This window comes from Sphingobium sp. FW305-3-2-15-F-TSA7 (assembly GCF_058787155.1).
Map to the genome: position 1 here is coordinate 11,936 of NZ_JBYSZM010000014.1, position 25,253 is coordinate 37,188.

The 25,253-nt window shown below is 63.6% G+C and carries 25 protein-coding genes; 17 read left to right on the forward strand and 8 right to left on the reverse strand.

Annotation, left to right across the window (positions count from 1 at the left end):
* The first annotated feature begins 186 nt into the window (after nt 1-186).
* The 7 genes from AC3WN8_RS12875 (at nt 187) to AC3WN8_RS12905 (ending at nt 8,883) form a co-directional block, all read left to right on the forward strand.
* Nucleotides 187-966 (forward strand): IclR family transcriptional regulator, encoded by a 780-nt coding sequence (locus AC3WN8_RS12875; RefSeq protein WP_492669936.1) that lies wholly within the window; start codon nt 187-189, stop codon nt 964-966.
* Entirely contained in the window at nt 963-3,029 is a 2,067-nt protein-coding gene (locus tag AC3WN8_RS12880; RefSeq protein ID WP_492669832.1) for a hydantoinase/oxoprolinase family protein, read from the forward strand. Before AC3WN8_RS12875 ends, AC3WN8_RS12880 begins: the two co-directional genes overlap by 4 nt.
* Nucleotides 3,030-3,031: 2 nt before the next feature.
* Nucleotides 3,032-4,576: a hydantoinase B/oxoprolinase family protein gene (locus tag AC3WN8_RS12885; protein WP_492669833.1), complete on the forward strand. Its 1,545-nt coding sequence runs from the start codon at nt 3,032-3,034 to the stop codon at nt 4,574-4,576.
* A gap of 11 nt (nt 4,577-4,587) precedes the next feature.
* Nucleotides 4,588-4,932: a cupin domain-containing protein gene (locus AC3WN8_RS12890; protein ID WP_492669834.1), complete on the forward strand. Its 345-nt coding sequence runs from the start codon at nt 4,588-4,590 to the stop codon at nt 4,930-4,932.
* A gap of 19 nt (nt 4,933-4,951) precedes the next feature.
* On the forward strand, nt 4,952-5,443 hold the full coding sequence (locus tag AC3WN8_RS12895) for a VOC family protein (RefSeq protein ID WP_492669835.1): 492 nt from the start codon (nt 4,952-4,954) through the stop codon (nt 5,441-5,443).
* A gap of 257 nt (nt 5,444-5,700) precedes the next feature.
* On the forward strand, nt 5,701-8,160 hold the full coding sequence (locus AC3WN8_RS12900; RefSeq protein WP_492669836.1) for a TonB-dependent siderophore receptor: 2,460 nt from the start codon (nt 5,701-5,703) through the stop codon (nt 8,158-8,160).
* A gap of 75 nt (nt 8,161-8,235) precedes the next feature.
* The gene (locus tag AC3WN8_RS12905) at nt 8,236-8,883 is read left to right on the forward strand and encodes a helix-turn-helix transcriptional regulator (RefSeq protein ID WP_492669837.1); all 648 of its coding nucleotides are present in this window, start codon (nt 8,236-8,238) and stop codon (nt 8,881-8,883) included.
* Here the strand turns inward: AC3WN8_RS12905 and AC3WN8_RS12910 are convergent.
* The 3 genes from AC3WN8_RS12910 to AC3WN8_RS12920 are packed head-to-tail and all read right to left on the reverse strand — an operon-like array spanning nt 8,808 to nt 11,307.
* Nucleotides 8,808-9,443 (reverse strand): 3-oxoacid CoA-transferase subunit B, encoded by a 636-nt coding sequence (locus tag AC3WN8_RS12910; protein ID WP_492669838.1) that lies wholly within the window; start codon nt 9,441-9,443, stop codon nt 8,808-8,810. The genes AC3WN8_RS12905 and AC3WN8_RS12910 overlap by 76 nt on opposite strands.
* On the reverse strand, nt 9,443-10,150 hold the full coding sequence (locus tag AC3WN8_RS12915; protein ID WP_492669839.1) for a CoA transferase subunit A: 708 nt from the start codon (nt 10,148-10,150) through the stop codon (nt 9,443-9,445). Before AC3WN8_RS12915 ends, AC3WN8_RS12910 begins: the two co-directional genes overlap by 1 nt.
* A complete protein-coding gene (locus AC3WN8_RS12920) occupies nt 10,147-11,307 on the reverse strand; it encodes an acetyl-CoA acetyltransferase (protein ID WP_492669840.1) in 1,161 nt (386 codons plus the stop codon). The genes AC3WN8_RS12915 and AC3WN8_RS12920 overlap by 4 nt, the downstream gene beginning before the upstream one ends.
* A 267-nt stretch (nt 11,308-11,574) precedes the next feature.
* Here AC3WN8_RS12920 and AC3WN8_RS12925 point away from each other — a divergent pair, with 267 nt between their 5' ends.
* From AC3WN8_RS12925 to AC3WN8_RS12965, 9 genes are all read left to right on the forward strand, one after another.
* Nucleotides 11,575-12,714 (forward strand): aromatic ring-hydroxylating oxygenase subunit alpha, encoded by a 1,140-nt coding sequence (locus AC3WN8_RS12925; RefSeq protein WP_492669841.1) that lies wholly within the window; start codon nt 11,575-11,577, stop codon nt 12,712-12,714.
* A 160-nt stretch (nt 12,715-12,874) separates the two neighbouring features.
* Nucleotides 12,875-13,783, forward strand: coding sequence for a helix-turn-helix domain-containing protein (locus AC3WN8_RS12930; protein WP_492669842.1), 909 nt, complete (start codon nt 12,875-12,877; stop codon nt 13,781-13,783).
* Between the two features lie 177 nt (nt 13,784-13,960).
* Nucleotides 13,961-15,181, forward strand: coding sequence for an MFS transporter (locus AC3WN8_RS12935; RefSeq protein WP_492669843.1), 1,221 nt, complete (start codon nt 13,961-13,963; stop codon nt 15,179-15,181).
* A 108-nt stretch (nt 15,182-15,289) separates the two neighbouring features.
* Nucleotides 15,290-16,162 carry a TauD/TfdA dioxygenase family protein gene (locus AC3WN8_RS12940; RefSeq protein ID WP_492669844.1) on the forward strand — a complete coding sequence of 291 codons (873 nt, stop codon included), beginning with the start codon at nt 15,290-15,292 and terminating at the stop codon, nt 16,160-16,162.
* Between the two features lie 108 nt (nt 16,163-16,270).
* Nucleotides 16,271-17,389: a mandelate racemase/muconate lactonizing enzyme family protein gene (locus tag AC3WN8_RS12945; RefSeq protein WP_492669845.1), complete on the forward strand. Its 1,119-nt coding sequence runs from the start codon at nt 16,271-16,273 to the stop codon at nt 17,387-17,389.
* 33 nt (nt 17,390-17,422) lie between these two features.
* Nucleotides 17,423-18,208 (forward strand): SDR family oxidoreductase, encoded by a 786-nt coding sequence (locus AC3WN8_RS12950; protein ID WP_492669846.1) that lies wholly within the window; start codon nt 17,423-17,425, stop codon nt 18,206-18,208.
* 22 nt (nt 18,209-18,230) lie between these two features.
* Nucleotides 18,231-18,944 carry a ribonuclease activity regulator RraA gene (locus AC3WN8_RS12955; RefSeq protein ID WP_492669847.1) on the forward strand — a complete coding sequence of 238 codons (714 nt, stop codon included), beginning with the start codon at nt 18,231-18,233 and terminating at the stop codon, nt 18,942-18,944.
* 1 nt (nt 18,945) lies between these two features.
* Nucleotides 18,946-20,064 carry a lactonase family protein gene (locus AC3WN8_RS12960; protein WP_492669848.1) on the forward strand — a complete coding sequence of 373 codons (1,119 nt, stop codon included), beginning with the start codon at nt 18,946-18,948 and terminating at the stop codon, nt 20,062-20,064.
* Nucleotides 20,061-20,891 (forward strand): NAD-dependent epimerase/dehydratase family protein, encoded by an 831-nt coding sequence (locus AC3WN8_RS12965; protein WP_492669849.1) that lies wholly within the window; start codon nt 20,061-20,063, stop codon nt 20,889-20,891. Before AC3WN8_RS12960 ends, AC3WN8_RS12965 begins: the two co-directional genes overlap by 4 nt.
* Nucleotides 20,892-20,990: 99 nt before the next feature.
* Here AC3WN8_RS12965 and AC3WN8_RS12970 read toward each other — a convergent pair whose 3' ends face one another.
* From AC3WN8_RS12970 to AC3WN8_RS12990, 5 genes are all read right to left on the reverse strand, one after another.
* Nucleotides 20,991-21,929 (reverse strand): FecR family protein, encoded by a 939-nt coding sequence (locus AC3WN8_RS12970; RefSeq protein WP_492669850.1) that lies wholly within the window; start codon nt 21,927-21,929, stop codon nt 20,991-20,993.
* Nucleotides 21,930-21,993: 64 nt separating this feature from the next.
* A complete protein-coding gene (locus AC3WN8_RS12975) occupies nt 21,994-22,536 on the reverse strand; it encodes an RNA polymerase sigma factor (RefSeq protein ID WP_492669851.1) in 543 nt (180 codons plus the stop codon).
* Nucleotides 22,533-23,285: an STN domain-containing protein gene (locus tag AC3WN8_RS12980; RefSeq protein WP_492669852.1), complete on the reverse strand. Its 753-nt coding sequence runs from the start codon at nt 23,283-23,285 to the stop codon at nt 22,533-22,535. Before AC3WN8_RS12980 ends, AC3WN8_RS12975 begins: the two co-directional genes overlap by 4 nt.
* A gap of 47 nt (nt 23,286-23,332) precedes the next feature.
* Nucleotides 23,333-23,989, reverse strand: coding sequence for an energy transducer TonB family protein (locus AC3WN8_RS12985; RefSeq protein WP_492669853.1), 657 nt, complete (start codon nt 23,987-23,989; stop codon nt 23,333-23,335).
* 10 nt (nt 23,990-23,999) lie between these two features.
* A complete protein-coding gene (locus AC3WN8_RS12990) occupies nt 24,000-24,401 on the reverse strand; it encodes a hypothetical protein (RefSeq protein WP_492669943.1) in 402 nt (133 codons plus the stop codon).
* Here AC3WN8_RS12990 and AC3WN8_RS12995 point away from each other — a divergent pair.
* Nucleotides 24,375-25,139, forward strand: a complete 765-nt coding sequence (locus AC3WN8_RS12995; RefSeq protein WP_492669937.1) for a helix-turn-helix domain-containing protein — start codon at nt 24,375-24,377, stop codon at nt 25,137-25,139. The genes AC3WN8_RS12990 and AC3WN8_RS12995 overlap by 27 nt on opposite strands.
* Nucleotides 25,140-25,253: the final 114 nt, after the last annotated feature.

Here is a 25,253-nt window from a genome sequence, read left to right on the forward strand (position 1 = left end):
CTCCATCGATGGCAACACCGGACGGGCTTTTACGCAATAGAACAACGTCCCGACATGTCGGCGTGCGCCATTGGTCAAGTCGGGCCATTGCCCGATTTGGCGGTTGCTGGTTACTTGGATCGCAGAGCAGATCATCGTTTCTCTCAGCGGAACACGGGCCAAGTTATCTTGACAAATCTTTGCCAAATGGAAGCAAATGAAGAGACTGGCCTTGCCTCGGTCGATCTGGTGTTGAGCTTGATCGAACTGCTCGCGGAAGCGCCGCGCCCCTGTCGTCTCACCGAGATCGCCCGCGACCTGGGCATCTCCAAGGCCAGGGCCCATCGTCACCTCCGGTCGTTGATGAAGCGCGGCTATGTGCGGCAGGACGAAGAGAGCGAGCGCTACGAAATCGCGATCAAGCTGATGACACTGGGAGACGCGGTGCGCGAGCGTTTCGATGTGCTGGCCGCGATGCGGCCGCAAATGTCGCGGCTGCGGGAGCGAACCTCGCAGACCGTGACGGCGTCGACCTTCATCGATGGTGCCGTCGTCGTCCTGGAATTTCTCCACGGCCGCAACCTCATCGAATTCGGCGTGAGACCGGGGGCAAGCCTGGACTATCATGCCACGGCGCACGGTCTTCTGGCATTGGCCTTCGGGCCGCCCGAGCTTCTCCCCGCCGTCGCCAAAGGGCCGCTCAAGGCCTGGACCTCCGCGACGATCACGAGTGAAGCGGGGCTGATCGCCGCCGTGGAACAGGTGCGCCGGCAAGGCTGGGCGTCGGCGCCCGACCAACTGATGCTGGGCGTGAACGCCCTTGCGGCGCCGGTGTTCGATCATCGTGGAGACTGGCGTGGCGGCCTGGCGTTGGTCGGATCGGCACAGTTCATCACCGATCCGCCCGCTCAACAGCAACTTGATGAAGTCCTGGCGGCCGCCGCCGCGGCTTCCGGTAATTTTGTTTGGAAAGTAAAGGTAGCATGACTTATTCGCTTGCGGTCGATATTGGCGGCACGTTCACCGACGTTGTTCTTCGCGGTGAGGATGGTTCGCTCAGTCTCGACAAGACTTTGACGACGCATGACGATCTCAAGAAAGGCTTTTTCCGCGGCGTCGGACTTGTCCTGGACAAGGCCGGAGTCAGCCCCAAGGATGTGACGGGCGTCGTCGTTCACGCCACCACGATCGTCACCAACGCGCTGATCGAGCGCAAGGGGTCGCCGACCGCTCTCGTCACGACCAAGGGGTTCGGCGATGTGCTCTCGATCCGGAACGAGCATCGCTATGAAATGTACGATCCCCAGATCGAGTTCGCGCCGTCGCTCATTCCGGGTGAGCTGACCTTCGGGCTGGCCGAGCGGACGCTCGCGGACGGCTCGATCGCGAAACAGGTGGATCGCGCGGAGGTCGAGGCGCTGGCCGATCGCCTGAAGGCGGAAGGCGTTTCGTCGGTGGCCGTGTGCCTGCTCAACAGTTTCCGCAACGCGGCGAACGAGCGCGAGGTGGCCGCGATCCTGAGCGAGAAGGCGCCCGAACTCCATATCTCGCTATCCTCGACGATCGCCCCGCAGATCCGCGAATATCCGCGTACCTCGACGACCGCCGTCAACGCCTATGCGATGCCGATCACCCAGCCCTATCTGCACGGATTGCAGATCGGCCTGGAAGAGGCCGGCATTCCCAATCGCGTGCTGATCATGCTGAGTTCGGGCGGCATCATCGGGGCGGACGTCGCCGCGCGCAATCCGGTGCGCATGATCGAAAGCGGCCCCGCCGCAGGCGCACTTGCCGCCAGCTGGTATGCCGAACGCCTGGGCCTCGACCGGCTGCTGTCGTTCGACATGGGCGGGACGACTGCGAAGGCCTGCCTGATCGAAGATCAGGAACCCCTGGTCACGGGGACGTTCGAAGTCGATCGCATGTATCGCTTTTGCGAAGGTAGCGGCATGCCGTTGCTCATCCCGTCGGTGGACATGATCGAAATCGGCGCGGGGGGCGGCAGCATCGCCAGCGTCGACACGCTGGGCCTGCTCAAGGTCGGTCCGCATAGCGCGGGATCGATGCCGGGACCGGCCTGTTACGGGCGGGGCGGCACATCGCCGACCGTCACCGATGCCGATCTCGTCCTGGGCCTGCTCGATGCGGACAATTTCCTGGGCGGCGATATGAAGCTCGATCGGGCCGCTGCGGAAGGCGCGATGTCGTCGCTCGCCTCCGCGCTCGGCACGGACATCGCGCGCGCGGCACAGGGCATCTACCGTATCGTCGCCGAAGCGATGGCCAGTGCGGCGCGCACCCATCTGACCGATCGGGGCGTGGATTATCGCGGCATTCCGTTGCTCGCCTTCGGTGGGGCGGGACCGGTGCACGCCTGCGCCGTCGGGGAGCTGCTCGGCAGTTCCGCGGTGATCTTCCCGCCACAGGCGAGCGTCCTCTCCGCGTTCGGCACTTTGGTGACGCCGGTCCGGCTGGATCTGGTGCGCAGCTGCCTGGGGCGGCTCGATGCGCTGGACTGGCAGGAGGTCAACCTGCTCCTCGACGAGATGGTTGCCGAGGCGATGGATGCGCTTGCGGAGGCAGGCTGCGATCATGAATCGGTGCGCCTGATCTTCGGTGCCGATCTGCGCTATTTCGGTCAGCAGAACGAACTCGGGATCATGTTCGAGGGCGATCCGCGCCAGCATCGCGATATCGCGGCGATCCAGGCCGATTTCGAGGCCGCCTATTTTGCGCAGTACGGCGTCAATCCATCGCACGTCTCGCTTGAGATCGTGAACTGGCGCCTCACCGCGGTCGGCCCCGATATCGACTTCAGGGGAACCCGGCCGGCCGCCGGCGAGCAGGGCAAGGTGAAGCGGGAACGCCTGACCACGCTCTGGCCCGGGGTGGGGCCGGTGCCGGTCTATGAGCGTGCGACGCTTGCGACGGGGCAGGTCGTCCCGGGCCCGGCTTTGATCGAAGAGCGTGAGACAACCATCGTTCTGCCGCCGAACTGGGACGCGATGATCAATGAACTGGGCTGCATCGTCGCGGAAACTAGGAAATGAGCATGGACGGAATCGAACTCGAAATCCTGTGGTCGAATGTCATCGGGATCGTGAGCGAACAAGCCAAGGCGCTTCAGCGCACCGCGTTCAGCCCGATCGTGCGCGAGGCGGGTGACCTTGCGAGCGGTTTGTTCGACGCGCGCGGTCGCATGGTGGCGCAGGCCAATACCGGGACGCCCGGGCATATCAACTCGCTCGCCGCCGCCGGAAAGACGCTGGCGGATATGTTCGCGAACCGGCTCGTGTCCGGCGATGTCCTGATCACCAACGATCCCTGGCTGTCGGCGGGGCATTTCTTCGACATCACGGTGCTCACGCCGATCTTCTGGGACGACCGGCTGATCGCGTTCGTCGGCTCGACGATCCATCACACCGATATCGGCGGCTATGGCATCGGTGCCGGCGCGCGCGACATCCATGAGGAGGGGCTGTGGATTCCGCCGCTCAAACTATATGAAGCCGGCGAGCCCAACCCGGTTCTGCACGACATCATCCGCCGCAACGTGCGCACGCCCGATCACGTCCTGGGCGATCTGGCCGCACAGATCTCCAGCGGCCGCGCGGGGGGCGAGCGCCTGATCGCGCTCTGCGAAAGGGCGGGATTGCACGATATCGAGGATCTGTCGGAAGAAATCATCAGCCGCTCCGAGGCCGCAACGCGTGAGGCCATTCGCAACCTGCCCGCCGGAACCTGGCATGGTGAAAGCCGGTTCGACGTTCCGGGTGGCGAGGTGATCGCGCTCAAGGCAGCGGTGACGATCGATAACGAACTGGGTGAGGTCGTGATCGATTTCACCGGCAGCAGCGATGCCAGCCCGCTCGGTATCAACGTCGTCATGAACTACACCCATGCCTATTCCACCTTTGCGGTGCGGAGCTGCCTCAACCCCGAGCAGCCGAACAATTACGGCTCGCTCGCGCCGATCAGGGTCAAGGCACCGGAAGGGTGCATCGTCAACGCGGCCTATCCCTCTCCGCTCAACGCGCGGCACGTCGTGGGCATGTTCGTGCCAATGCCGATCCTGAAGGCCCTGCATCAGGTGATTCCGGATCGCGTGATCGCCGAAGGGTCGGGCGCCGTCTGGACGGTGCAGATTCAAGGCAAGCAGGCCAGCGGCGAGGCGTTCACCTCCTCGATGTTCAACTATTCGGGCGGCATGGGCGCGCGCGCGACGAAGCCCGGCCCCAGCGCGACCTGTTACCCGACGGGCGTGGCCGCGGTGCCGATCGAAATCCTCGAAGCGGCAATGCCGATCGTTTTCGACCGGCGCGAACTGCGGCGGGGTTCGGGCGGAAAAGGGCGTTCGCGCGGGGGCGACGGGCAGATCATCGGTTTCCATATGAATACCAACGAACCCTGGCTGCTGAATGCCGTGCCGAGCCGGCTCGACAGCGGCCCGGACGGCCTCGACGGTGGTGAAAAGGGCGCTGCGGGACGGTTCCTGGTCAATGGCGAAATGCATTCCGAATCCAAGAAGATGATGATGAATCCGGAAGATGTCGTGCTCTTCGAAACGCCGGGAGGCGGCGGCTACGGTCTGGCTTGAGGGAGGTCGCGATGCTCGATTTGAAAGCCGCGAACTGGGATGCGCTCGCATGGGAAGATGTGCGCGAAGGCGTCCAGCGCAAGGTCTTCTCCGGTGAAGGCGCGACCATTTCGTTGAACCGGCTGCAGCCGGGGCACGAGCCGCGTCCGCATAGCCATGTGCACGAACAGATCGTCTACATCATCGAAGGGCAGATCGATTTCCATGTCGGGAAGGATGGTGCCGTCCATCATCTCGGGCCGGGAGGTTTGCTCGTGCTGCCACCTGATATCGAACATTATGGCGTCGTTGTCGGCGATGTCCCGGTGCTCAATCTCGACATATTCACGCCAAAGCGTGACGAATACATAAGTTGATTATTGACAAGGAGCGGAAATGACTACTCCCAATACACTGATTTTTGTCGATCTGGCGTCTGACGATCCCGCTGCGGCTGGAAGATTCTACAACGAAGTCTTCGGTTGGCGTGATGACGATCGTCCGCATGGCGTGTTTCATCGTATGGTGCCGGGCGGAAACTTCCTCAATTCGGACGGCAGCGAAAGCCAGATCGGCAATCTGCACCTGGGCATCTTCGACGCGGCGAACGCGCGGCCGCATCCCGAGACCGGCGGTGTCGAGCCGCGCAGCCTGGCGACTGGTGGTCGCAAGGCGCGCATCTGGATCCTGGTCGGCGACGGGCAATCGCACGAGGATATTCTCCAGCGGGCCGTCGATCGCGGCGCCTCGATCCTGTGGCGCAATCATTATTGGGAAACCTTCAACGGCTTCAACCACGCATTCGCCGACCCATGGGGCAACGAGATCATCCTGTGGGTGAAGGCGGGCGAAAATCCTGTCATTCCATCGGACTATACGCGCGAATAGGCCGGTTTCCGGCCAATTGAACAAAATGAAAGATCCTGTTCTCTGAATAGTTAAAAGTAACAAAGTAGCAGGAAAAGATATCATCTGATCCGCCGAACGAAAATGTTCGCGGCGGATTGGATATAGTTGTCTCTGAAAAAATCGAATGCAAATTTCGATGCGCGCTTAGACAAGAGCGAATATCTGAATCGATATTAGCTTGAATTGGATTTGGCTGAGCTTCGAATTCAGTCGAACGATCGGTAGGGAGGGGCTTCATGTTGAATCGTCGGATTTCGTTTGTCGTTTCATTGATGCGCGCGTCTGCCGCAATCGGCGGCCTGCTGGCCGGCGGTGTAGCGATCGCGCAGCCTCAGCAGGCGGCGGGCGCCGCGCCATCGAGCGCGGAGCAGTCGCAGGACGCTGATACCCCGGAGATCGTGGTGACGGCCGACCGTGTCGGGCTGTTGGAAAGACTCCCGAACGATACCGTATTCGGCCTGGACAAGCCCCTCATTGAAACGCCGCGATCGGCAAGCTTCGTGAGCGAGACCACGCTGGATCGCTACGGCATCCAGACGCTAGACAAGCTGACCGCGATTTCGCCGGGCACCTATACCGCCAGCTATTTCGGCATTGCCGGGGCCGTGCAGATCCGGGGCACCCTGGCCGAGAATTATTTTCGCGGTTTCAAGCGCATCGAGAACAAGGGAACCTTTTCCACCCCGATCGGCGGTGCCGCGGAACTGCAGATCCTGCGCGGCCCGCCGGCCGCAGTGTTTGGCCCCGGCAAGATCGGCGGCCTGGTTAATTTCATTCCCAAGTCCGCCACCAAGGAGGGCAAATATCTGACCGAAGCGACCGGTGAGATCACGTTGACCGCGGGCAGCTACAAGAAAAAGAATGCCACCGCGCAGATCGGGCTTCCGGTTCGCCTGGGTGGTGTCCAGGGTGGCATCTATGCCTATGGCGAAGTCGAGGATTCGCACAGTTTCTATCGCGGTATCAATCCTCGTCGCCAACTCGGCGAGATTTCGGTCGATCTCGATCTGGGATCCGACTGGAGCGTCGCCTTTGGCGGGATGGCTTATCATTCCAAGGGCGATATCCAGACGCCGGGCTGGAATCGCCTGACGCAGGATCTGATCGACAATCAGACTTACATCACCGGCCGCAACACCGTGCTGGTGGACGCCAATGGCAACGGGCGGCTGGAGCCTACCGAAATCAGCCCCGGCGGCACCTATCCGTTCACGACCTCGCTGTACAAAGGCTATTTCGGCTTCAAGCCTGCGGCCGACCCCCGCTTCGTCCTCGATACGGACTTCGGAACCGCAAAAATCAGCCCGCGCACGGTCTTCGTAAGCGACGCGGATTTTTCGCGAACATCAACCTACACTTTCTATTTCGATCTGGCGAAGTCGCTGGGCGACAATTCCCAGATCAAACTTCAGCAATTCTATGACAGCCTCGATAACGAACGTTTCGTCAGCTACGGTTACCCAGCCGATTATAACTCCTGGACCGCCGAAACGCGCCTCAGCCTCACCTTCCCGCTCGATCTGTTCGGCGGCGGGCTGACCTCCAGGAACCTGATCGGCGCATCCTACCGGACCTATCGTGGCCGGAAAAAGGAGTCCTACAATAGCGGGCTTCTGTCGCTCGATCGTCGGGACCTGATCTTCGGGCCGACGGCCACTGACATCTTCGATTCCCCGTTCGACAATCAGGGCGGGCTCGGCTGGGAAACCGACGTCAAAAGCCGGTGGAACGATTTCGGCATCTTCCTGACCAGCGACATCGTCATCGGCCGGCTCAACCTCATCCTCGGCGGCCGCTACGATTCCTATTATGCCAAGTCCAAGGATCTGGGCGTGTTCGTCTTCGGCGCACCGGAGCTCAAGACCGGGGTCGAGGGCAAGAAGGACAAGTTCACCTATAGCGGCAGCGCCACTTACAAGCTGCCCGGCGGGTTCATGCCCTATATCACCTATGCGCGCTCGGCGGCGCTGGAGGTCGAGCAGGCCGGCGATATCCGGCCGTCGAACATCCCGAACAGCTTCGTATCGGACTCGTCGCTGATCGAGGGCGGCATCAAATTCCAGCTGTTCGACAACACGCTGTTGGGCGCGCTCAACGTGTACCGGCAGAAGCGGACCCAGCTGGGCGGCCTGTCCAGCATCGTGCAACCGACGATCGGCAAGGGTTTCGAATATGAATTCCGCTGGCTGGCGACCGATAATCTGAGCTTCACGCTCGTCGGCAATATCCAGGAAACGAAGATCAGCGGTCCGGACAAGAGCACGATCTATCTGCCGGCGCGGATCGTCGGCGTGTCGCCGCAAAACGGGTTTGGCGGCGCTTATCTGACCTTCGATTTCTCGAAATATGGGGGCGTACCAGGTGACTACATCAACACCCTGGTTCCCAAATCGGTGGTGAGTGCGTTCGCGACCTATACCAGCGATCGGCTGTCATGGGGGCGCTGGGGTTCGACGGCGGGTGTATCCAGGGCCTCGAAGACATCGGGGATATTGCCCGGTGCCGTCGTCTATCCGAGCTATGCCGTCGCGAACTTCTCGCTATTCGCGGAGCATGGCCCCTGGAACGTCACGCTCAACGTCGATAACCTGTTCGACAAGCTCTATTTCACGCCCGATGCCGGGGTGATTGCCGACCTTGGCGCATTGCCGAGCCGCGGTCGCGAATGGCGGATCACACTCAAGCATAAATTCTGATGCAGACCACTCGATCATGCCGGGGCGATCATCGAATGGCACGGCATGATCGGGGGCAGTGAGGGGGCGGCCGCAATGTCGGATTGCGAGTCCGGCACGCTGGCAGCGCTGGCTTTCGAATGTTCGCCCGTCGCGACCATCTATACCGAGGATCGCGTGGTCAAACGCGCCAATGCGGCGTTCGCCGAGATGTTCGAGCTTCCCGCCGAGCGGATCGGGGGGCTCGCGATGGAGATATTCTACCCCGCAATCGCGGAGTCCGAACGCGTCGCCGGCAATGCCGGGCGCGCGCTGCGCGCAACCGGCCGTCATGCCGACGAACGCGTCATGCGGCGCCAGGGCGGATCCCTGTTCTGGTGCGCGGTCACCGGCCAGGCATTGCAGCCCGAGGATCCGTTCGCGCGGGCCGTATGGTGCTTTCAGGATCTCTCCCGGCAATGGAATATCGGCGCGCTACGCCCGCGCGACCGGGATGTGGCGATGCTTGTATGCGCGGGCCACACGGCAAAGCATATCGGACATATGCTGAACCTTTCGCCCCGCACGGTCGAAGCCTATCTCGCGCGGATCAAGGCCACGCTGGCCGTGCGGAACGTCGCCGAACTGGTGTCTCGCCTGCATCCCGCTTTTCCGCAGAATGCCGGGTTTCAAACGCGGATGCGCGCTTCGGTCCTGGCGACGACTTCGTCCGCGGTCACGCCGGGTGCGCATTCGACGAGCTGAAAAGGAGATGCCGGGCCCTCACGGCGCAGCACGCACAGGTCGGTGATGACCATGTCGACGACATTCTGGCCGGTCAGCGGCAAGGTGCATGCGCGCTTGATCTTGGGCTCTCCCGATTTGGACAGGTGATCCATCGTCACGATCACGCGCCGCGCGCCCGCGACCAGATCCATCGCGCCCCCCATGCCCTTGATCATCTTGCCCGGAATGATCCAGTTGGCGATGTCCCCCGTTTCGGAGACCTCGAGCGCACCGAGGATGGTCAGGTCGATGTGACCGCCGCGGATCATCGCGAAACTGTCCGATGACGAGAAGAAGCTGGAATTGGGCAGGGCGCTGATGGTCTGCTTGCCGGCATTGATCAGGTCCGGATCCTCCTCGCCCTCATAGGGAAAGGGGCCGATGCCGAGCATGCCGTTTTCGGATTGCAGCGTCACGAACATCCCGTCGGGGATGTTGTTGGCGACCAGGGTCGGGATGCCGATGCCGAGATTGACATAATAGCCGTCGCGCAATTCCTGCGCGGCCCGGGCGGCGATCTCGTTGCGGGTCCAGGGCATCAAACGGCCTCCCTCGGGCGATTGGTGATGAATTCGATATGCTTGACGGGGGCGGGGTTGAGCAGCAGCCGCTGGACATAGATGCCGGGCAGGTGAACCTGATCCGGATCGATCGACCCGGCGGGCACGATCTCCTCGACTTCCGCGACGCAGATCCGGCCCGCCGCCGCCATCGACGCGTTGAAGTTGCGCGCCGTCTTGCGGAACTGGAGATTGCCCGTCTCGTCGGCGCGCCAAGCCTTGATAAGGGCGAGATCCCCCTGGATCGCTTCCTCCATCACATAGGTGACGCCCTTGAAATCGCGCAGTTCCTTGCCCTGGGCCGCCAGCGTGCCGACGCCAGTGCGCGTGAAGAAGGCGGGAATGCCCGCACCACCCGCGCGGCACCGCTCGGCGAGCGTGCCTTGCGGGCAGAATTCGAGCTCCAGCTCGCCGGCAAGATATTGGCGTTCGAACTCCTTGTTCTCGCCGACATAGGAGGAGATCATCCTGGCGATCTGGCGCGTGCGCAACAATCGTCCCAGCCCGATCCCGTCGATGCCGGCATTGTTGGAAACGCAGGTCAGGCGCTTGGCGCCCAGCGTCTCGATCGCGCCGATCAGCGCTTCGGGAAGGCCGCACAGCCCGAAACCGCCGACCAGAAGGATCATCTCGTCGCCCAGGATGTCGTGTAGCGCGGTCTCCGCGTCATGATAGATCGGCTTCACTTCATCGCCTCCAGGATCGATGCGTAGGTGGTGACGGCGCCGCCCCCCATATTGACGCACATCGCGATCTCCGCGCCGGGACGCTGCATGTCCCCGGCCTGACCGGTCACTTGCCGCGCGGCGATCACATGCATCGAGACACCGGTCGCGCCCACGGGATGCCCCTTCGCCTTCAGCCCCCCGGACAGGTTGATCGGCAGCCTGCCGTCGCGCCCGGTCGCGCCGTCGATGATCGCGGCCCTGCCTTGACCGGGCGGCGCCAGCCCCAGCGCCTCGACGAACAGCAATTCGGCGATGGTGAAACAGTCATGCACCTCGGCGAGGTCGAGATCGTCGACGCTCACGCCACCCAGCGCATAGGCCTGGGCGATCGCGCGGGCCGGCCCTTCGAATGCCGCCAGATCCTTGCTCGAAAGTGGCAGCAGGTCGCTGACATGCGCCGTGGCGCGAAAACGGACTCCCTTTGCGAAATCGCCCGCCATGTCATCGGCGACAAGCACGACCGCCGCCGCGCCGTCGGAGATCAGCGAGCAGTCGCTGACCTTCAGCGGATCGGAGATCATCGGATTCCTGTCCGAGACCGTGCGGCAGAAATCGAGCGTTAGTGGCCGCTGCATCTGCGCCAGCGGATTCGCCATCGCGTTTTGATGATTCTTGACCGCGATATGCGCCATCGCCTCGGCCGGATCGCCATGGCGTTCGCCATAGGCCCGGGCGAAGCGCGCGAAGATGTCGGGGAACGAGACGCCGGCTTCTTCGCGCTGATAGGATGCGCCGCCAAGCGCCCGGGTGATGCCCGCCGTATCGAGCCCGCTCATCTTCTCCGCGCCGACCACCAGCGCCACGCGCACGCGGCCGCTGCGGATCGCATCGATCGCCGAATAGAGCGCCGCCGATCCGGAGGCGCAGGCATTTTCGCAACGCGTCGCGGGCTTGTAGCGGAGCGCGGGATCGATCCCGAGGATCATCGACGAGCAGAAACCGTCCGCAACCATGCCGGAATTGAAGTGGCCGAGCCAAACGGCGTCCACGTCGCGGCCATCGATCCCGGCATCGTCGAGCGCCTCGCGCGCGGCCGATTGGATCAGCGCCTCGATGTCCAGCCCGTCATGCCGCCCGAACTTCGTATGCCCCCATCCGACGATCAATGGTTCCATGACGATGCGCTCCTCACCTTGTGCCGGCGCGGCCATCGATGCCGAAGCGCCGCAAACGCGCCAAGACTGTATTTCTACGGTTATTCGCCTGGCACCGCGGATTTCCGGCCGCAGGTGAATCCGCGCAGTGTTTCCGTGCATCTGGAAACAAGACCCGCCTCCGCGATGCTCCCTAAGTTCACATCTGCATGAAGCCAGTATTTGGGGGTGGACGTGAATTCAGACGTGCTCAGCGACGCATTCTTCGAGTCTTTCGGGAGTTCGAACGTGGCGCTCGAGAAAGCCAACACGCTTCCGCCCGCCTGTTACACCGATGCCGATTTCTATCGGTTCGAACAGGAAGCGCTGTTCAACCACGAATGGCTGTGCGTGGGCCGGGAAGCGCAAGTTGCGAAGCCGGGCGACTATTTCACGACGCGGATCATCGGCGAACCGATCATCGTCGCGCGCGATCGCGACGGGGCCATCCATGCCATGTCGGCGGTCTGCCAGCACCGCGCCATGCTGGTCGCGGAAGGTGCGGGCAATGCGCGCAGCTTCGTCTGCCCCTATCACCACTGGACCTATGGGCTGAACGGCGATCTGGTCGGTGCGCCGGCGATGAGCCGGACGTGCGATTTCGAAAAATCGTCCGCGGGATTGCCGTCCTTCAAGGTCGAGATCTGGCTCGGATTCATCTTCATCAATTTCGATCGGAATGCCGCGCCGCTGGCGCCGAGGCTGGCCGAAGTCGGCAAGGCGATCGCGAATTATCGCCTCGACGAGGCGGAAACGCTGACGCCGTTTACCGGACAGTTTCCGTGGAACTGGAAGGTGATGTTCGAAAACAACAATGACGGCTATCACGCCAGCCGGCTTCACCAGGGGCCCTTGCACAATTTCGTGCCCAGCGAACGCGCGGTCTTCCCCGATTCCGACCCGAGCGATGCTGGTTTCCTGCGTTTCAACGGCACGCTTCACCCAGATGCGAGCTTCAATCCCACGCAGCGCGCGGTGCTGCCGATCTTCCCGAATCTGGTCGAGGAGGATCGCGGCCGCATGACCTTCGCCAATGTGCCGCCGACGCTGTCGCTGGTCATGACGAGCGATCTGGTCATCTATCTGATCCTCCGTCCCGACGGGGCGGAGACGATGGAGCAGGATACCGGTTTTCTGGTGGCGCCCGGCGCGAGCAAGGATCCCGCATTCGAGCATCGGCTGGAAATGATCATGACATCGTCGCGCAAGATCATTGCCCAGGATATGCATGTCGACGAACTGGTGCAGCAGGGGCTGCGTTCCCGCTTCGCCACGCGCGGTCGCTATTCCTGGCAGGAGGGCGCGCAATCGCAGTTCAACCGTTGGCTGATCCTGCGCTATCTCGCCGCGTGGCAGGCGCGAAAGGCAGGCGTGGATCAAGGGGTGTAATCATCGGGTCCTTGGCGGCTTGTCGATCGCGAGCGCGCCGAAATATATCGTGAGGCAAACAGCCGACGAAGCAGGAGAGGTTTGAAAATCAGTGGAGGCTTGGCGATTCAGCACCGATTCCTATTCCCCGCTCGAACGGGCCACGGCCTGGCGAGATGCGATGAGCCGGCTCGGCTTGCCGGTGGGGGAGCTTGAAGACAGGGACCCACCCGAAGCCTCGGTGACCTGTCTGACCTCGCCGCTCGGGATCGAGTTCGCACTGATCGATGCGGACGCCCAGACGATCAGCGGGCGCCGCACCGATCTTCCCGCAGCGATCTGGCTGGCGGTTCTGCTCAGCGGAGAGGCCACGATCCAGGACGGCGAAGACAGCCTGTCCATGGCGATCGGCGATATCGCCTATGGGCCGACGGGGCGAACGGCCACGCTGGCACTGCACACATCGTGCCGGATCCTCTTCGTCAGTGCCCCGCGCGTGGCGCTCGATCATCGCCTGGTGTCGGCGCGCAGTCTGCAGATCGGCCGGCTGGAAGCGGGCCAGGGTGTTGCGGGCATTCTTTCCGGCTTTCTGCGCTCCACCGCCGACGCCTTGCCCGATTTGTCGGCGGACGATCTGCGGCCGGTGGAACTGGCGCTGACCGAGCTGCTCGCGGCCAGCCTGGCGGTGGTCAGCGAGAACGGCAATGGCGAGGCTGGCGCGATGTCGCCCTATCTCCACCGGATCTGCCAGATGATCGAAACCCTGCTGCCGGACGCCGACCTCTCGTTGCGGCGGCTCGCCGACAAGGCCCATGCCTCGCCGCGCTATATACAAAAGCTCTTTGCATCGGCGGGCGATACGTTCGGCCATTATGTCCGGGTGCGCAGGCTTGAGCGGTGCCGCCTCGATCTCGGCAGCCCGATGCGGATGCGGCTGTCGATCTCCGAAATCTGCTTTCGTTGGGGCTTCAACGATTCCGCGCATTTCAGCCGCGCATTTCGCAATCAATATGGCATGTCGCCTCGCGAATATCGCCGCGCCGCCGGCGCCCAGGCCGATGATGTCATCGAACCGGGCGATCCCTTTTGAATCGTACCAGGAATGAATGCGCGTCTCAGGTGCACGCCATGAAAATCACGAGGGCTGATCGGCCATATTGTTGAGAAACGCACAAATCGCAGAGGATATATTATGAAGACTCAGGTTGATTCCGGCGTGAAGTCGCAACCGCCTCTGCTTGGTTGGCTGGCATTTTTCTGTGTTTCCATGATGTTCTTCTTCTTGAACCTGGCGACATTCCAGACTTTGGGAGTCGTCCTTTTCAAGATGGTTGCCGAGCTGAGCTGGTCGCAGACCGCGGCGGGCTCGAGCTTCGTCTTTCTGGGCCTGGCGTGCGGGTTGATGAGCCCCTTGCCCGCGCTGACGATCCGAAGGTTCGGCAGCCGCGCCACTCTGTGCATCGGCGCCATATTGCTGGCCGCCGGCTTCTGGCTCTGCGCGAACGGCGATACGCTGGTCACCTTCTACATCGCGATGACCATGATCGGAGCGGGTTTTTCGTTCAGCGGAACGGTGCCCGGCGTCTATCTGATCGCCGGGTGGTTCGAAAAATACTCGTCGCGCGCCATCGGCTTCTACTTCATGTTCGGTGCTCTGGGGGCGGCGTTCGGTCCGCCGATCGTCGACTGGATCGTGCACGAACTGGGCTGGCGCGGTCACTGGACGGCGATGGCGATCGTCGCCGGCGTGCTCGGCGCGATCTGCCTCTTCCTGGTTCGCGACGTGGCGAGCGATGCATCGGCGAACGTCAGCAAAAATCAGGCGGCCGGGGCACCGGACGCGCAATCATGGACGCCGCGCCAGGCCATGATGACCCGTCAGTTCCTGTTGATTGCGGCAGTCATGACGGGAACGATGGCATGCGTGCTGACGCTGTCGAGCATGGTGATCCGCCACCTCGTCGATCTCGGCGCGACACCCACCAGCGCGGCATTCGTCTTCGGCATATTGGGGCTGGTCGCGACCTTCGTGAAGGCGGCGGCGGGCTGGGCGTGCGAGAAGATCAGGCCCGAAGCGATCGCGGCCGTCGGGCTGCTGCTGCAAATGATCGGCAACATATTCTTCGCGTTCGCCGCTTCACCCGCCGTGCAACTGCTCGCCGCGGTCGCTTTTGGTGCCGGCTGGGGGCTTGCCTATGTCGCGGGGCCGGTGCTGCTGATCCGCTATTTCGGTCGAACCGTGGGACCGCGCATCCTGTCCGGTGTCTGGCTGGCGACGACGCTTTCGGCCGCGGGGCCGCTGGTCGCCGGCCTTGTCGCCGATCGCTGGGGAACATTCACGCCCGTATTCTATATTCTGGGCGGCGTCATGCTGGTCCTGGCACTGCCCGTCTGGCTGATGCGCATGCCGGTCTTTGCGCCTTCGGCCGGCAATGCCGCCGTTCCGGATGCGGGGAGTCCGCCCGAAATTCTGCGCAATCCGGCCTGAAATTGTCGCCAAGGACAAATGGTCAACTCCGCCGACACCCCTCGACAAGACGCGAAATCGTCGGGGGATTAGATCGGGTCAACTGTCGTTGAAGTCGTCGGGAGAAGAATGGTGATAGTTGCAGGATTGAAAACCACAGAGCTCAAGCCGGGCTTCGGTGCGGAGATCCTTGATGTGGATCTCGCCCGGAGTTCGGATGAGACTCTCGATTCGGTGGTGGAGGTTTTCAACCTGCGGGGTGCTGTGCTGTTGCGCGATCAGCAGCTCGAACCGGATGACCTGATCCGCTTCATCTCTCGCTTCAACGAGCCCGAAGGGCATACGATCACGCAATTCACGATGCCGGAGCATCCGCAGATCTATCTCTTGTCGAACAAGGTGGTGGACGGGAAACCGGTCGGTGCGCACAATGACGGGGTCGGCTGGCACACCGATTATTCCTTCCGCGAAAATCCGGTCATGTGCACGATGCTCTACGGGGTCGAGGTTCCGCCCGAAGGCTCCGATACGCTGCTGGCCGATCTCTGCGCCGCCTATGACGAGCTGCCGGACGATCGTCGGCGTTTCTACGATTCACTGTCGCTGCATCACAGCTATCTGCATTTCATGGAAACGCGCGAGCTTGGCCGCAAGGCGCACACGCCGGAGCTGATCGCGGACAATCCCGACGTGATCCACCCCCTGGTTCGCGTCCATCCCCGCAATCAGCGGCGCGCTTTGTGGGTCAGCACGGGCACGGTCAAGGAAGTCGTCGGCATGCCCAATCCGCAAGGGCTGGAGCTGCTGGAGGACATCGTCAAATTCGTGACGCAGGACAGGTTCGTCTATCGCCACAAATGGCGCGTCGGCGACGTGCTGGTGTGGGACAATCGCTGCACGCTGCACACCGGCACCTTGTATGACGACAAGAAATATTCGCGGCTGATGTACCGGCTATGGGCGAAGGGCGACAAGCCGGTCGGCGTTGCCGAGGCGGCCTGACGAAACGGGGGCGGGCGGAATCGCCCGTCCGATGAACAGCCATATCGCGGCCCGTCGCAGCACATCGGATGCTCCGACGGTTCGCGCCAGCAATCCGGGGAAATCGACATGAAAATCACGTCCGTCGAAGCGCGCGCCGTTCGCATGCCGCTGGGCCAGCCGACCGCATTCGCGCAGCGGCAGGTCAATGGCCGCGACTATTGCCTGGTCCGGATCCGGACGGAAGATGGGGTGGAGGGCATCGGCCATTGCTATGCCGGCCATGCGGGCGGCGCCGTCGTGGCGGTCGCGGTGCGCGAACTGCTCGCGCCGATGCTGATCGGCCGGGACACGACGGCAACCGAGCTGTTGTGGAAGCAGATGTATCAGGAAGTGCTGCTGCACGGTCGCGCGGGATCGGTGATGCGCGCGCTCAGCATCGTCGATATCGCGCTGTGGGATTGCAATGCCCGCGCCGCCAATCTGCCCCTTTATCGCTATCTCGGCGCCGCGTTCGAGGGCGTCGTTCCGGCCTATGCCAGTGGCGGCTATTATCTCGACGGAAAATCGCCGGAAATGCTGGGCGAGGAAATGGCGAGCTATGTCGCGCTCGGCCTGAACGCGGTCAAGATGAAGGTTGGCCGCGGCGATCTCCGGTCGGAGGAGGCGCGTATCGCCGCCGCGCGTGATGCGATCGGACCCGATGTGCTGCTCATGCTCGATGCGAACAATGCCTGGGCGGACGTGCCCACCGCGCTGCGCTTCCTCGAACGCTACGAACCCTATGATCCTTACTGGATCGAGGAGCCTTTCGGCCCCGACCAGATCGACAATCATGCAAGGCTTGCCGCGTCCACCCATGTTCCGGTCGCGACCGGTGAGATCGAGGCCGGCCGCTGGCGCTTCAAGGAATTGCTGGAAAAGAATGCCGCGGCGATCCTGCAGACCGATGCGGCGGTGTGCGGCGGCATTTCCGAATTCCGCAAGATCGCGGCGCTGGCGGATGCCCATGGCGTCACCATGTGCCCGCACTGGTTCCACGATCTGCATATCCATCTGGTCGCATCCTCGCCCAATGGCCAGTTCGTCGAATTCTTCCCCGACGCGAAGGTGCTCAATTTCCGCGAGCTGATCGATCACCAGCTCGAGATCCGCGATGGCGGCCTGGCGCTGCCCGAGGGGCCGGGCCTGGGTTACCGGTTCGACGAGAAGAGCATCGCGCGCTTCGACAGCGACGGCTGGCAATGACCTCACGCGACGTGACACCGGAAAGGATTTGATATGGATCTCGGTCTCAGCGGCAAGACGGCGCTCGTGCTTGGCGGCGGGGGCGGCCTGGGGCGCGCCACCGCGATAATATTGGCGCAGGAAGGCGCCAAAGTGGCGGTCGCCGATATCAACGCCGATGCCGCCGCGGCGACGCAAGCCGAAATCGCGGCTATCGGTGGCGCGTGCCTCGGCCTGCAATGGGATCTGGCGGATCTCTCGGTCATCGACGGCAATGTGGCGGCGATCGAAAGCCGGCTCGGCCCTGTCGATATCCTGGTCAACATCACCGGCGGACCGCCGCCGACGCCGGTCTCGCATCAGGATCCCGCCACATGGGCGCGGCAATTCCAGGCGATGATCCTGTCGGTCATCGCGATCACCGATCGCGTCCTGCCGGGCATGCGCCAGCGCAAATGGGGGCGCATCATCACCAGCACCTCGTCGGGCGTCATCGCGCCCATCCCCAATCTCGGCATGTCCAACACCTTGCGCATGTCGCTGCTCGGCTGGTCCAAGACGCTTGCGCGCGAAGTGGGTGCCGATGGCGTCACCGCGAACATCATCGTGCCCGGCCGGATCGCCACGGCCCGGATCACGCAGCTGGATGAAGCCAAGGCCAATCGGGAAGGCCGCTCCGTCGGCGAGGTTTCGGCGGAAAGCGAGGCGTCGATCCCGCTGGGCCGCTACGGCCGCCCGGAAGAGTTCGGAAACGGCGTCGCCTTTCTGGCCAGCGAACGTGCCGCTTATGTCACCGGCACCACGCTCCGCGTCGATGGGGGCCTGATCCCCACGGTTTGACGATCAGTAGATGGAACAGCTTATGAGCAAGACAGACATGACGGCCGTGATCGAGAAGCTCTCGGCCATTTCCACCGCGACCCTGACCACGGTTCTTCTCAAGAAGGGCCTGAGGAACGTCTGGTTGCGCGGCGCGATGCCGCTGCAGGCTGGCCAGGGCCGGCTGGTGGGGGCGGCGTTCACGCTCAGATTCGTGCCGGCACGTGAGGATCTCGCCACGCCCGAATCCTGGGCATCGCCGATTTCGACCCGCGCCGCGATCGAGGCGATGCCACCGGGCTGCATCGTCGTCGTCGACGCGATGGGGGTGCAGGATGCCGGTATCTTCGGCGACATTCTCTGTGAGCGGATCAAGCTGCGTGACGTGACGGCGCTGGTGACCGACGGGGTGATGCGCGATGTCGCCGGCGTGCTCGAAACCGAGCTGCCGGTCTGGTGCAGCGGTGTGGCATCGCCGCCTTCGGTCGCCGGGCTGACATTCGTCAATTGGCAGGAGCCGATCGGTTGCGGCGGCGTCGCCATATTCCCCGACGATCTGATCGTGGCCGACAGCGATGGTGCCGTGGTCGTGCCCCAGGCCATCGCGGCGGAGATCGCCGATCTCGCGATCGAGCAGGAAAAGCTCGAGGAGTGGATCCTGAACGAAGTCCGTGGCGGCGCCAGCCTTCCCGGTCTTTATCCTCCCAATGAAGAGAATAAGCGCCGCTTCAAGGACTATCTGGCAGCCCGGGCCTGAGGTGGACGAACCGGCCCGATCGAATCCGCGCCGCGCCGCATTTGTGGGATGTTTCACCACGCAACATCGCGGCGCGCGCGGGACGGGCATCTACGCCTATGATACTGATGCCACGACATGGAGCGCGCTCCCCGGGCTGGTGGCGTTCGACAATCCGTCGTTCCTGACCGTCGATGCGCGGCGAAACCTTCTGTTCTGCATCTATGGCGACGGGCGCCATGCCTCCGCTTTCGCGATCGACCCCGTCGCCGGCAGGCTCAGGCTGATCAACCATGCGCAGACCGACGGCCTGAACGGCGTGCATCATGTGCTCGATCCGAGCGGGCGTTTCCTGATCGTCGCGAACCATGACAGCGGATCGCTCAGCCTGTTGCCGGTCGATGAGGACGGGGCGCTGGGGGCGGTCGCACAATGCCTCGAACTGCCGGGCGAATTGGGGCCGCGATCGGAGCAGTTCAGCGCACAGCCCCATCAGGTGATATTCGATCCGTCGGGGCGCTATCTGCTCGTGCCCGCCAAGGGGCTCGATCGCGTGTTCGTCTTCGAATTCGACGATGTGCGCGGTCGGCTGCGATTGCGCGATCATGGCCATGCCGTGATGCGGCCCGGCGCCGGGCCCCGGCATCTCGTTTTCCACCCGACGCTTCCCGTTCTGTTCGTCGTCAACGAGATCGAGTCCTCGGTCGCGCTGTGCGGCTGGGATAAGGCGTCGGGCGGCATCCGGCCGCTGGGCCTGGCATCGACGCTGCCGCCCGACATGTTCGCGGTCAATACCGCGTCGGCGATCGTCATCTCGCCCGATGGACGCAATCTCTACGTCTCCAACCGGGGGCATGACAGCATCGCCCATTTCGCTTTCGATCCGCAGGCAATGCGGATCCTGCCCGTGGAGTGGACGTCGGCGAACGGCGCATGCCCGCGATTCATGATGCTCGATCCCGATAACGGCAATCTGCTTGTCGCATCCGAAGGGGAGGGACGGATCTCCGCGTTCGGGTGCGCTCCGGACAATGGCCGGCTCTCATTCGAGACCGTCGTCGCGCAGTGCGAGAGCCCGAGCGCGATCGCCTTTTGTGACGCTGGCGATGCCTTCGCCACAAGTCAGGACAAAGCTGGATGACGACATTATCCGATATCCCCTCGAAGCCGGTGCTGCTGACCGGCGCATCGGGTGCCCTGGGAACCGTGCTTGCCCAGGCCCTGTCGGCCAAGGGCTGGCAGTTGCGCCTCACCGACCGGGTGTCCCCCCTCGACGCGGTGCCCGATGGGGCGGAATTCACGCTCGCCGATCTGGAAGACGAGGCTGCCATCCGCCATCTGGCCGAGGGATGCGGGGCGATCCTCCATTTCGGCGGGGTCTCGATGGAGGAGCCTTTCGAAACCGTGATCGGCCCCAATATCCGGGGTGTTTATCATATCTATGAAGCGGCGCGGCAGGTTGGAGCGCGCGTGATCTTCGCATCGTCGCACCATGTCGCCGGCTTCTACGAACGCGGCGTGGCGGTGACGGCGGACAGTCCGATGCGGCCCGATGGCTATTATGCGCTGTCCAAGACCTATGGTGAGCTGATGGCGCGCCTCTATTGGGACAAACACGCCGTCGAAAGCGTGCTGGTTCGCATCGGCGTCAGCCGTCCACAACCGACTGAAGACCGGATGCTCACGACCTGGCTGTCGCATCCCGATCTTGTCCGTCTTGTCGAGCGCAGCGTGCTGACGGAGGCGGTCGGCTGCATTCCGATATGGGGCGTGTCGAACAATCGGCGCATGACCTGGTGGCAAGCGGATTCGCGCGCGCTGATTGGCTGGCAACCCCAGGACAGCGCCGATCCCTATGCGCCCGCCATCGAAGGCCTCACCAGCCGCGACCCCATTGCGGAGCGATATCAGGGCGCTGGATTCTGCAGCAAATATTATACGCGCGAAGTGCCGGACGAGCGTTGGTAATTTTATCTGCGGGCCCTCCACGACCCGAACGGCTTGGAGCGGCGAACGGTTTGCAGGTGGTGCCTGCGCTGAGGCTCTTGATGCCGTGATCGGCGGGTGTCAGCTCATCAGCACGACGCCGCCGGCAAGACGCCGGACGCGCAGGTCGAGAAGCTGTTCGATCTGCGACACTGCGTCGTCGATGCGGTTGGTGTGGAAGACGGCGTTGACCGGCAGCGAGCCGATCGATGCATCGGTGAGGACGATCCGGCCCGACCGATAGAGGTTGATCTGGTCGACCACTTCGGTGAGCGGTGCGCCCTCGAAAACCAGCAGCCCGGCGCGCCAGGCGGTCGCGCTGCGGCCATCGACGCGCGTGCGGCGGACGTCGCCATCGGATGCCAGCGTGATCTGGTCATTGGCGCGCAGCAGCATCGATGTTCCACCCGCCGTGCACGCGATCGTGCCCGAGACGCAGGCGAGGCGCACGCCGTTCGTCAGCGTCCGGACGTTGAATTGCGCGTTGCCCGTCGCGGCGCGGAGGCGGCCGGCTTCGATCCGGAACGGCCGGCCCAGTTGCGACGCGGTCACGAACGCCTCGCCACTGATCAGGCTGATCCCCGCTTTGCCGTCGATCAGCGAGATGGCGGTGCGCGAATTCATCTCCACCTTGACGCCGGCGGCCGGCGCAAAGGCAAAGCGCTCGCCGACCGCGGTGCGATGATCCGCCGTCAGTTCCGCATAGGAAGGCCACAGGCCGAGCGGCGGGCGTGCGATGCCCAGCGCCGCCAGGGTCAGCGTCATGCCCGCGCCGCCGGCGAGCACCGCACGGCGGCTGACCGCCGGCGGTTTGCGGGTGGTGCGGGCAATGCGCGCATAGTCGCGCACGCCCGCAACTTCGCGGAACGCCGCCTCATGCGCCGGGCTGGTCGCACGCCATTGGACCAGGCGTGCGGCATCGTCCTCGGTGGCTTCCCCCGAAGTCAGGCAGACCAGCCAATCCGCCGCCTCGATGAAGAGCTCATCGAGATCATCGTTCCGGGCCCGCGCCGCGGTCATGGACGGATATCGTCCCGGTCGTCGGCGTGCATTGCTATCGGCATCCCCAATCGAGTCTTCCTTTCTATCGTGTAGACACGCGGGCGGCGCGTTGAGCGAAAGGGTTTTTTCGTCTCGTGCGGCGCGCGCAGTGCAGGATCGCGTTGCGCAGGTCGATCTGGATCATCCGCACGCTCACCCTGTGATGGTCGGCCAGCTCGCTATGGCTCATCGTCCCGGTAAAGCTCTCGATGAAGACGTGACGCTGGCGCGGCGTCAGTTCGTTCATCACATGCCATATCAGGGCCAGTTCGCTCTTCGCGATCGCGATCTGTTCGGGGTTGGGGGCATCGTCCGCCACGCCCAGAATATCGTCGATCTCTTGCTCGCCCAGCACGCGTCGCCGGGTGGCCGCCATGGTCGACGCCATGTTGATCGCGGCGCGATAGATATAGGCCTCCGGGTCGGCGACCGGCGCCTGGTCATTGACCTCGTTCAGCTTCAGCCATGTCTCGTGCAGTGCCTCGCCGGCGAGATCCTGCGATCCGAGCCGCGCGGCAAGCCGGTCGCGCAATTGCGTGTAGCGGGCGACGAGCGAGGATCTGAGGTCGGCGCGGGTCGCACTCATCGGCGGGGCGTTCCGCCGCCGCGTGTCGCCGATCGGCCGGCAAGGCGATCGGTCTCGATTTCGAAGCGCATGACCTGGTTCAGCCCGTCCGGGGGCGGGTGGCCGATGACCTGCCCGATTAGGAGCCCGTGGATGCGATCGTCCCATGCGCGCTCGCCGCTGGGGCGGGGCAGCGTCACCTCCGCTATCCGTCCCCGCCGGTCGATCGCGATCGCGATCTCGATCCGGAAGGTCCGACCTTCATAGGCGCCGTCCTTTTTCAGCAGCGCCATGATCTCGGCCTGGACGGCAAGCGCATATTGATTGAGCGCCCTGCGGTCGGGGCCGCCGACGATGAGCGGTGCGCGGACTTCGGCCATGTCGAGGCGCAGCGAAGGCCTTTCCGTGCTGCCCGACGGGGCGGCTTGCGGCGGCGGCGGAGGTTGCGATCCCGCGACGAAGATGATCGCCGATCTGGGACTGGTGAAACGCGCGGTGAGTCCTGTACCCTGCAGCAGCCGACGCAGGGCGACCGGCGCGGTGAACACGCCGTTCACCGGCGTCGAGCGATGGTCTCCCGCCAGGCTCTGCGGATAAAGGATGTTCACGCCGCTGACCGTCGCGAACTGCGCCAATGCGCGCGCGACGGGCTGTGCCTGTATCGCATAATGCCGCTCGTCGGGGGCGGGGGCCGATTGCGCGCGGGCGGCGCCGGATACGCCGATCGGACACGGGCCAATGGCGCAAAGGCCGAACGCCAGCAGGGCCAATATCCGGCCACGGCGTCGGCATAGGTGCGGATGACGTCCAACCGCCTTCATCCGAGCCGGAAGGTGACGGGCAGGCTGACGTTGAGCTGCCCCGGCCAGCCCTGGGGAAAGGCAGGCAGCGGTTGCGCACGCATGACCGCGGCGACGGCTTCCCGATCGATATCGGCGACGCCCGAACTCTCGCCGACCCAGGCATTGAGCACCATGCCGTCATGCGTCATGACGAAATGCAGCATCACGACGCCCTCGCGCCCCGCCTCGCGTGCGCGCTGCGGATAGATGCGGTAGCGCGCGAGATGGGTTTCGAGGCGCTGGCGATAGGCGAGAAGCTCGGTGCTGGGCAGTTCCGCCATTTCGCCGGCCTGATCCTGCAATGCGACTGCCGGGCGGTTTGCGTTCGATGCCGGCTTCGCCGCCTGCCTGCTCGGCTCGGCCTGCCGGTCGCTGCCGGGCCTGGCCGGAGGATGCGGGGCCGCGATCGGTTCGGAAGCGCCGTTGTCGGGCATGATCTCGGGCGTGCCCGCGCCGCCTTCCTGATCGAGCGGAATCAACTCGACGACCAGCACGCCGCCGCTGTTGCCGCTCGAATGGTTACGCAGCGCCCGGCTTTCGTTCCACGCCATCAGCAGCGCAAAACCCGCGACAAGATGCAGGGAAAGCGAGAGGACTCCGCTGATCAGCCGTGTTGGCGACTCCTGATCCATTGCGGCGACGTCACTCCTCCGTCATCAAAATGTAGGTCCCGTAGAACGCGATTGTCGCGTCTTGATGACAATCGAAGCCGTGCGTCGCCGCGCCCGACGCGCCGTGCGCGGCGGAAAAATCGCCTGACGCGAAAAAACTGTTTCGTTCGATCTCGCGACATCGGTCTTCAAGTCGAGAAGCAGGACGATGAACCGCATGTTGGCCAATATGATTCTTTCCGAAAGCGCCGGGTCCACGGCTCCGGCTGCCGCGCGGGCACCAGGTCCGCGGCGGCAGGCCGCGTCGGATCGCGCCGGTGCGCGGCCTGCGATCCTGCGTCAGCGCTTTCGGGTCGGTCGGCTCGACTTCGATTATCGCACTTTTCCGCGGCAGCGCGCGATCTCGATCATGTCGACGGAAACGATGGTGCATGTCGTCGTCCCCGTCGCCGGCGAAACCGTTGTGGTGGGTGAAGGCGAAAGCGTCACGCTTGCCGTTGGGGCGGCGCTGCTGGTTGCGTCGGGAAGCAGGATTACCTGCGTCTGGGCGGCGGGTTCCTCCGCCATGCTGCTCCATTTGCCGCGCGCGTCGATCCAGGCCGAAGCGTCGCGCGCCTTGGGCGCGCCGCGACGCCTCGCGATCATCGACCATGTCTTTGACTGGTCCGCCGATATGGCCGGGAATATCGGCGCGCTCCAGCCGCACCAAGATCTTGTCGGACGCCGTATCGACCGGATAGCCATCGACGAGATGCGCACGGAGAAGCGCACCCTGGCGAGTCTTGTCGCCGCGCTGCGCGCCGATGGTCATGTCGAAACGCTTTTCCCCCTGGCCCGATCGGTTCAGCGCGCCGTCGACCATATCCGAACCGATCCGCATCGTGGCTGGTCGGTCCATGAGCTCGCGCCCGTCGCGGGGGTGACCGTCGGCACCCTGCGCCGCAATTTCCGCACCTGTCTCGGCGTCACCGTCACGCAGCTCGTCCAGCAGATCCGCCTCGAATGGGTGCGGTCGCGCCTCGAAAGCGCGAAGGAGAGCCGTTCGATCAGCGAGCTGTCGCTGGCCGCGGGTTTCGGCGCATCGGGAATGCTGAACCGGGCCTATCAACGCCGCTTTGGAGAAACGCCGAGCCAGACGCGCACGCGGGCATTTCGCCTGTCGCACGAATAGATCCGCTTCCACACCCGAAGCGTGTAATGTTGAATCGACGTTCTGGCCAATGGTCAGGACGATATTTTTGTTGTTTGATAGAAATGCTGATGAATTCTCAAACATGAATGTCGA